The sequence below is a fragment of the Holdemanella sp. DFI.5.55 genome (assembly GCF_020593575.1).
In the GTDB taxonomy this organism is placed as follows: domain Bacteria; phylum Bacillota_I; class Bacilli_A; order Erysipelotrichales; family Erysipelotrichaceae; genus Holdemanella; species Holdemanella hominis.
The window spans coordinates 1-1,543 of record NZ_JAJDMK010000152.1 but is presented as its reverse complement, the minus strand read 5'-3'; the positions used below and the strand labels follow the sequence as shown (position 1 = coordinate 1,543).

The window sequence follows — 1,543 nt, the reverse complement described above, 5'->3', positions numbered from 1 at the left end:
ATGGATTACTAGTGTCTTTATACTAAAATAATTCAGAGGAACCACTGTATCCAGTGGTCTTTCTGTATGATTATTAAACAATTGATATATATAAAAGTCAAGGCTAACTTTATCTAAAATTAGTCGTTTTAGATAAAATAGGAACAATAGAAATTGTAACCGTATGTTGTAACGGCTACCCTTGGAATAAAAAAGATAACATCTTGAATTCTCGATGATTCCGATTTTATAGGAGGACGTGTTTTATGTATATTTATCTGTACATTGATGTTGCTTTTGTGGTTAATGGCTTTAGTTGAATTGTTAAAAATCGCATTGATTATTATAGAAAAATGTAAAAGACACTAGTTCACTCTCTCCAATGGATTACTAGTGTCTTTATACTAAAATAATTCAGAGGAACCACTGTATCCAGTAGTCTTTCTGTATTTGTATTATAGTTGTTAAATTGATTTTATGCAAATGAATGGATTATGTTGTAATAATCATCTGGATGTATGGGTTGTTTTGATAAGCTTGCATACACCATCGCTTAATAGTTCGATATTTTCTTCATTGAAAATTATATCTCTAGAAGTATGTATTCGATCAAGATAATAGAACAGACCTTTCTTAAGGCCACAAACTCCATATGCATATTTAAAGTTAAAGTTGTCGGATGGATAGAATCCAAATCCTTTGTTGATGTGAACTCTTATATAATCTGTTGATGCAAATGCATTTATAATATTTTCATGTTTTGATTGATCATTTTTAATTTGTTGCGTTGGAAAGAAAAATATATCATTGCCATCGGATACACAATCAAAATTAATGATAAGTTTATTCTTTACATATTCTTTATATTCTTTCGCAAAAGCAGAAGAGCCTAATAAACCTAGTTCTTCGTTGTCAAATAACACAAAACATACTTCATCTCTTAAATCTTCTGGTAATTTGATGGCTGATTCAATGATTGTAATGATACCACTCGTATTATCATTTGCAGTATGTTTATTTGCTTTTCCAAACAACATCCAAATCATTATAATTAACCATGAAATAGAAGAAGCAATATTAAGCTCAATATTCTTAAATAGACCTATCCAAATAAACAATTGAATAAGAACGATGTTCATAAAGAATATAAGAATTAATACACAAATAATAATGGCTAATTGTGATAAAATCAGACCAAACAAATTATTAGGCACAATTAAATTGGGAAATGGTAAGACCGCCTGTGTATCATAGTGAGCTGTACAAAATATCTTAGCTTTCTCTATATTACCGATAATTATATTATTATTTATCCCTTTATGTTGAATACTAGGGCAATACCCATATTGATTAAGTTCATAAATTATATATTTACGAAATTCCTCTTTTTGTTTTTTTGTTTTTCGAACTTGAAAGTGATCAAGAATTCTGCGACTCGTTTCATTCATTCTTATTTCTCCCTTAGTTGTATATATTATATCATAATGTGAATGGGTTTCGTTTTTTTATAAGGCTCTGTCACAACAAATGGTTGATTTTTGACGAGAAATAGCGTACAATAATA

Annotated in this window: 1 protein-coding gene; it reads right to left on the bottom strand. The window is 28.8% G+C overall.

Annotated features, from left to right (window positions below):
- Window positions 1-485 precede the first annotated feature (485 nt).
- A complete protein-coding gene (locus LJE08_RS13475; RefSeq protein WP_227403510.1) occupies window positions 486-1,427 on the bottom strand; it encodes a M28 family metallopeptidase in 942 nt (313 codons plus the stop codon).
- Window positions 1,428-1,543 lie beyond the last annotated feature (116 nt).